This is a genomic window from Thioalkalivibrio sp. (assembly GCF_041690275.1).
Taxonomy (GTDB): Bacteria; Pseudomonadota; Gammaproteobacteria; order Ectothiorhodospirales; family Ectothiorhodospiraceae; genus Thioalkalivibrio.
Genome location: NZ_JAWLHP010000071.1, coordinates 1 through 6,778, shown reverse-complemented (window position 1 = coordinate 6,778; position 6,778 = coordinate 1). Strand labels below are relative to the sequence as shown.

Annotated in this window: 5 protein-coding genes; all 5 read left to right on the top strand. The window is 67.6% G+C overall.

The features are described from left to right. The first annotated feature begins 132 nt into the window (after positions 1-132). The 5 genes from ACESMN_RS11955 to ACESMN_RS11935 all read left to right on the top strand — a co-directional run bounded on the left by ACESMN_RS11955 (position 133) and on the right by ACESMN_RS11935 (position 6,714). Positions 133-1,140, top strand: a complete 1,008-nt coding sequence (locus tag ACESMN_RS11955; RefSeq protein ID WP_373053830.1) for an NAD-dependent epimerase — start codon at positions 133-135, stop codon at positions 1,138-1,140. 207 nt (positions 1,141-1,347) lie between these two features. Further along, positions 1,348-1,839: a transcription/translation regulatory transformer protein RfaH gene (gene rfaH / locus ACESMN_RS11950; protein ID WP_373053829.1), complete on the top strand. Its 492-nt coding sequence runs from the start codon at positions 1,348-1,350 to the stop codon at positions 1,837-1,839. A gap of 569 nt (positions 1,840-2,408) precedes the next feature. Beyond that, entirely contained in the window at positions 2,409-3,746 is a 1,338-nt protein-coding gene (locus ACESMN_RS11945) for a UDP-glucose dehydrogenase family protein (protein WP_373053828.1), read from the top strand. Positions 3,747-3,789: 43 nt separating this feature from the next. Beyond that, a complete protein-coding gene (locus tag ACESMN_RS11940) occupies positions 3,790-5,169 on the top strand; it encodes a phosphomannomutase (protein WP_373053827.1) in 1,380 nt (459 codons plus the stop codon). Between the two features lie 144 nt (positions 5,170-5,313). Next, positions 5,314-6,714 (top strand): mannose-1-phosphate guanylyltransferase/mannose-6-phosphate isomerase, encoded by a 1,401-nt coding sequence (locus ACESMN_RS11935; protein WP_373053826.1) that lies wholly within the window; start codon positions 5,314-5,316, stop codon positions 6,712-6,714. Positions 6,715-6,778 lie beyond the last annotated feature (64 nt).

The window sequence follows — 6,778 nt, the reverse complement described above, 5'->3', positions numbered from 1 at the left end:
GCCGTAGGGTGGGCTAAACGAAGTGTGCCCACCAAAGCACCCGCTCGCCCCCGGCGCCAGAGGGCGAAGCGCAGCGCGGGCTCCGGTACCCTGTGCTAGCATCCGCGATCTTCGGGCAACGGGAGAGCGACGTTGAAGATACTGGTTACCGGTACGGCCGGGTTCATTGGCAACGCGCTGGCGTTGCGGTTGCTGGAGCGGGGCGATGAGGTGATCGGGATCGACAATCTCGATCCCTATTACGATGTTGAACTGAAGAAGGCGCGGCTGGCGCGGGTCGCGGACCATCCCGGTTTCACGGATCTGCGCATCGACATCGGCGACCGCGAGGCCATGGAACGCGCCTTCGCCGAACACCGGCCCCAGCGGGTGGTGAACCTCGCGGCACAGGCCGGCGTCCGCTACTCGCTGATCAATCCGCACGCCTACGTGAACACCAACCTTGTGGGCTTCGCGAACATCCTCGAGGGCTGCCGGCACAACGGCGTGGAACACCTGGTCTACGCGAGTTCCAGCTCGGTCTACGGCGCCAACACCGCGCAGCCGTTCTCGGTGCATCACAACGTGGATCATCCGCTGAGCCTGTACGCGGCCAGCAAGAAGGCCGACGAGCTGATGGCCCACACCTACGCGAACCTCTACGAGCTGCCGGTGACCGGGCTGCGCTTCTTTACCGTGTACGGGCCCTGGGGCCGGCCGGACATGGCCCTGTTCCTCTTCACGAAGGCGATTCTCGAGGGGCGGCCGATCGACGTCTTCAACTACGGTCACCACCGGCGCGACTTCACCTACATCGACGACATCGTCGAGGGCGTGATCCGCACGCTGGACCGGGTCGCCACGCCGAACGAGGACTGGAGCGGCGATGCGCCGGACCCGGGCACCAGCCGCGCGCCCTACCGGCTCTACAATATCGGCAACCAGCAGCCGGTGGAGCTGATGCACTACATCGAGGTGCTGGAGGACTGTCTGGGACGCAAGGCGGAGAAGAATCTGCTGCCGCTGCAACCGGGCGATGTGCCGGATACCTACGCGGACGTGGAGGATCTGGTCCGCGACGTGGGCTACCGCCCGCAAACGACGGTGGAGGAGGGTGTTGCGCGCTTCGTGGAGTGGTATCGGGAGTTCCACGGGGTCTGAGCGCCTGCGCTTTCCGTCCGGCCGCCTGCCCCGGCTCTCCCCCGCAAGTGGGGGAGGAGAGCTCCCGTCTCCCGCCTGCGGGACAAGGCCGCCAAGGGCCGGGACAGATTTGCAAATCTGTCCCCGGGGGGCGCCAGTGGCGGAGAAGTTGGGGATGAGAGGGATGCTGACCCTGCCGTCGAGATCGAGTTTCAAGAGGTTGTCTTTGTGAAGCAGTGGTACGCGGTTCATTGCAAGCCGAAGCAGGACGAGCGGGCGGAGACGGAGCTGGTGAAGCAGGGCTTCGAGGTCTTCCGGCCGCGCATTCGCAGCCGGCGGCGGACACGGCAGCGCTACCGGGTGGTGGTCGAGTCGATGTTTCCGCGCTACCTCTTCGTGAACCTGGACGACACCGATCAGGACTGGTCGCCGATACGCTCCACGCGCGGTGTGACCGGGCTGGTGCGAATGGGGGAGCGGGTGCCGGTGGTGCCGGATGCGGTCATCCAGATGCTGCGGGAGCGGGCGGACGAGGAGAACTGCATCGACCTTCAGCCCGAAGACGGCTTTGCGCCGAACGACCGCGTGCTGATCACCGATGGGCCGCTGGCCGGTCTCGAGGCCCTGTTCCGGGCCCGCAACAGCCAGGAGCGCGTGGTGGTGCTGCTGAACATGATGCAGGTGACGCTGCCGGTGCACGCGATCACACGGGCGCGTTGAATGCTGGAGGCGCGGCATGGTCCGCATGCTCAAGATTGGCCTGGTCGGGCCGCTTTAGGAATGCATGGGTGGTGGGTTTCCGGTTCGACCGGTCGGGTGGGATGTAGGGTGGGTGAAGCGAAGCGCACCCACCGGGGCCGATGGTGGGCCCGCTGCGCTAGGCCCACCCTACGGGTTCGACCGGTCGGGTGGGATGTAGGGTGGGTGAAGCGAAGCGCACCCACCGGGCCGATGGTGGGCCCGCTGCGCTTGGCCCACCCTACGGGTTCAACGGTTCGGTGCGATGTAGGGTGGGTGAAGCGAAGCGCACCCACCAGGGCCGATGGTGGGCCCGCTGCGCTTGGCCCACCCTACCGGTCCGCGCGGTCGGGTGGGATGTAGGGTGGGTGAAGCGAAGCGCACCCACCGGGGCCGATGGTGGGCCCGCTGCGCTTGGCCCACCCTACGGGCCGCGGCTTGGGGAGGGACCACCGGTTGTCATCGAAATCTGATAAAAACGGGGCGTTTCTGCGGGGTGGGTTTGCAGCCTGCCGGCGCCTTGATCATTCAACTGTCTCGGGGAATCCGAAATGAATCTGACCGTCGTTGGTACCGGCTATGTGGGGCTGGTCACCGGAACCTGTTTCGCGGAAATGGGCCACAACGTGACCTGCGTGGACGTGGACAACCGCAAGATCGAGAACCTGAAGAACAACATCCTGCCGATCTACGAGCCCGGGCTGGACGCGATGGTGGCGAACAACGCCGCCGAAAAGCGGCTGGACTTCACCACCTCGCTGCCCGAGGCGATGCAGGGCTCGGACATCTACTTCATCGCGGTGGGCACCCCGCCCGGCGAGGACGGTTCCGCCGACCTGCAATACGTGCTGGCGGTCGCGCGCGAGATCGGGAGGCACCTGGACCGCTACGGGGTGGTGGTGGACAAGTCCACCGTGCCGGTGGGCACCGCCGACCGGGTGCGCGCGGTGATCCAGGAAGAGCTGGACCGGCGTGGGATGGGGGTCGAGTTCGACGTCGTGTCCAACCCGGAATTCCTGAAGGAAGGCGCCGCGATCAACGACTTCATGAAACCGGATCGCATCGTGGTCGGCGCGGAGAGCGAACGCGCGATCGACATGATGCGCGAGCTCTACGCCGATTTCACGCGCCGCAGCCATGAGCGCCTGCTGGTGATGGGCGTGCGCGATGCCGAGATGACCAAGTACGTCGCCAACGCGATGCTGGCGACCAAGATCTCCTTCATGAACGAGGTCGCGAACCTCTGCGACCGCATGAATGTCGACGTGGAGAACGTGCGTGTCGGCATCGGGTCGGACAGCCGCATCGGCTACTCCTTCATCTATCCCGGCTGCGGCTACGGTGGCTCCTGCTTCCCGAAGGACGTGAAGGCGCTGATCCGCATGTCCGCGGACTACGACTTCCATCCGCAGCTTCTGGAGGCGGTGGAAGGGCGCAACGACGCACAGAAGGGCTACCTGTTCGGCAAGATCACCGCACACTATGGCCCGCAGCTCTCCGGGCGCACGCTGGGGATGTGGGGGCTGGCCTTCAAGCCGGGCACGGACGACATGCGCGAGGCGCCATCCAAGGTGCTGCTGCGCCAGTTGATCGACGCCGGCGCCCGGGTTCGTGCCTACGACCCGGTGGCGATGGAGGTGGCGCGCCAGGAGCTGCCGGACGAGTGGTTCGAGGACGGGCGGCTGACATTGGTGAACCACCAGTACGACGCCCTGGAGGACGTCGATGCGCTGGCGCTGGTGACCGAATGGAAGCCCTTCCGTCACCCCGACTTTGATGCAATGCGCCGCCTGATGCGCCCGGATCCGGTGATCTTCGACGGCCGCAACCAGTACCCGCCGGAGAGCATGGCCGCGGGCGGGTTCGTCTATTACGGTGTCGGGCGCTGAGTCCGGCCGCATCCCTCGCAAGCGAGACGGACCGGAACCACGGATGCGCGATCTCTCCTGCTTCATGGCCTACGACATCCGCGGCAAGGTCCCGGAGCAGCTCGACGCGGACCTGGCAGGTGACATCGGTCGTGCCTTCGTCGCTGAAATGGGCGCGCGTCGCGTGGTGGTCGGGCGCGACATGCGGCTGGAGAGCCCGATGCTGGCCGATGCCCTGATCCGCGGCCTGACCGCCAGCGGCGCGGAGGTGGTCGACATCGGCCTGTGCGGTACCGAGGAGGTCTACTTCGGCACGGTCCACCAGGGTGCGGACGGCGGGATCATGGTGACCGCCAGCCACAACCCGAAGGGCTACAACGGCATGAAGCTGGTGCGGGAGGGCGCCCGCCCGATCAGCGGGGACAGCGGCCTGCTCGGAATCCGCGAACGGATCGCGTCGGGCAGCCTGTCGACGCGGACGGGGCCGGCGACTGGCGGCCCCGTCCATGTTGACGCGGACAAGACCGCCTACATCGAGCACCTGCTCGGCTACGTCGACCGCACCGCGCTGCGGCGGCTGAAGATCGTCGCCGACCCGGGCAACGGCGCGGCCGGGCCGGTAATGCAGCGGCTGGCGGAACGGCTGGCGCCGCTCGAGTTCGCGCTGATCAACGAGCAGCCGGACGGCAACTTCCCGAATGGCGTGCCCAACCCCCTGCTGCGGGAGCGCCGGGCTGCCACCGCGGCGGCGGTGGTCGAGCACGGCGCCGACTTCGGGATCGCCTGGGATGGCGACTTTGACCGCTGTTTCCTCTTCGACGCCGGCGGGCGCTTCATCGAGGGCTACTACCTCGTCGGACTGCTGGCCGAGATGATGCTGGCGAAGCACCCGGGGGCGAAGATCCTGCACGATCCGCGGCTGACCTGGAACACCATCGATCAGGTTCGTTCCGCGGGCGGCGTGCCGGTGCAGTCCAAGACCGGTCACGCCTTCATGAAGGAGCGCCTGCGGCTTGAGGACGCGGTCTACGGCGGCGAGATGAGCGCGCATCACTACTTCCGCGACTTCGCCTACTGCGACAGCGGCATGATCCCGTGGCTGCTGGTCGCCGAGCTGATCAGCCGCACCGGCCGCCCGCTCGCGGACCTGGTGGACGCGCGCATGGCCGCCTATCCCTGCAGCGGGGAGATCAACTACCGGGTGCCGGCGGTGGCCCCGGTGATTGAGCGGGTGCTCGCGTATTATCAGCCGAAGAATCCGGTGGTGGACCGCACCGACGGGATCAGCCTGGAGTTTCCGGAGTGGCGGTTCAACCTGCGCGGCTCGAACACGGAGCCGTTGCTGCGCCTGAACGTGGAGACGCGCGGAGATGCGGCCGAGGTGGAGCGCCGCGTAGCGGAGATCGCCGCGCTGATCGCCGGGAATCCCCGGCCCACCCAATAGTCTGTAGGGTGGGCCAAGCGCAGCGGGCCCACCACTCTCCGGACGGTGGGCCCGCTCCGCTTGGCCCACCCTACGGGGTCCTGACCCCCCTCTCCCGACGGCGGGAGAGGGGGCGGTGAACAACGCAAACGGGGTGTGACAGTCATGGTTCATGCAGTGATTCTGGCCGGCGGCAGTGGTACGCGGCTGTGGCCGCTGTCCCGGCGGCAGTTGCCCAAGCAGTTTCTGCGCATCGAGGGCGAGCGTTCGCTGCTGGAGGCGACGCTGGACCGGCTGCAGCCGGTGGTGGATGCGGCCAACGCGCTGATCGTCACCGGCGCGGAGCATGCACGCGGCGAGGCCTACCAGGCCCTGCACGACTTCCAGAAGCTGCTTGAACCCGTGGGCCGCAACACCGCACCGGCGATCGCGCTGGCGGCGGCCTGGCTGAGCCGCAACGGGGATGACCCGGTGATGGTGGTGTTGCCTGCGGACCACGTGATCCGCGACCGGCCGGCCTTCCACGAGGCCCTGAACCGCGCGATCTCGGCGGCCGAGGACGGCGCGCTGGTGACCTTCGGGATCCGCCCGACCGGTCCGGAGACCGGCTACGGGTACATCCGTGCAGTCACGGACGGCAGCGCCGTGGCGCCGGTGGAGCGCTTCACCGAGAAGCCGGACCTCGCGACGGCGGAGGGGTTTCTGGCCGATGGGAACTACTGGTGGAACTCCGGCATGTTCGTGTGGAAGGCATCCAGCATCCTCGCCGAGGTGCAGCGGCATTTGCCGGAGGTGCATGCGGTGCTGGAGCGCATCCGGTCGGAATGGGTGGATGCCGGTGGAGAAGATGCGCAGCCCGCGGTGGAGGCCCACTTCGATGCAATGCCCTCGATCTCGATCGACTACGGGGTGCTGGAACGCTCCGATCGGGTGCTGCTGGTCCCCTGCGACATCGGCTGGTCGGACGTCGGGAGCTGGGACGCGGTACACGATCTCGCGGTCCAGGATGAACACGGCAATGCGCTGCACGGCAACGCGCTCGCGATCGACTGCGAGAACACCATGGTGCACGGTGACCGGCGGCTGGTGGCCGCGGTGGGCGTGCGCGACCTGTGCGTGGTGGAGACGGCCGACGCGATCCTGGTCGCGCCCCGGGGGCAGACCCAGCGCGTGCGCGAGGTGGTGGACGAGCTCAGCCGCCGTGACGCCGCGGAGTGCCGCCTGCACCTGACCGTGCAGCGCCCCTGGGGGAGCTACACGGTGCTGGAGGATACGCCCGGATACAAGATGAAGCGCATCTCGGTCACGCCTGGCGCGAGCCTGAGCCTGCAGCGGCACCAGCACCGCTCGGAGCACTGGATCGTGGTGTCGGGGACCGCCACCGTGACCCGGGGCGAGGACCTCTTCACCGTGGCCCCGAACGAGAGCACCTACATCCCGATCGGGGTGCGCCACCGGCTGGAAAACCGGGGCAGGATCCCGCTGCAGATCATCGAGGTGCAGGTCGGGGAGTACCTCGAAGAGGACGACATCGAGCGCTTCGAGGACGTGTACCGGCGCCAGTAGGAGGCGAGCCCTTCCGGTGGTCAGGCACCGGGGATGGTCGCCCGGGGCTGGCCTCCTTCGGTGC

Bases quoted from the DNA above. Each gene is read 5' to 3' on its own strand.
- ACESMN_RS11945 (WP_373053828.1), top strand. From the start codon at position 2,409: ATGAATCTGACCGTCGTTGGTACCGGCTATGTGGGGCTGGTCACCGGA.
- ACESMN_RS11940 (WP_373053827.1), top strand. From the start codon at position 3,790: ATGCGCGATCTCTCCTGCTTCATGGCCTACGACATCCGCGGCAAGGTC.
- ACESMN_RS11935 (WP_373053826.1), top strand. From the start codon at position 5,314: ATGGTTCATGCAGTGATTCTGGCCGGCGGCAGTGGTACGCGGCTGTGG.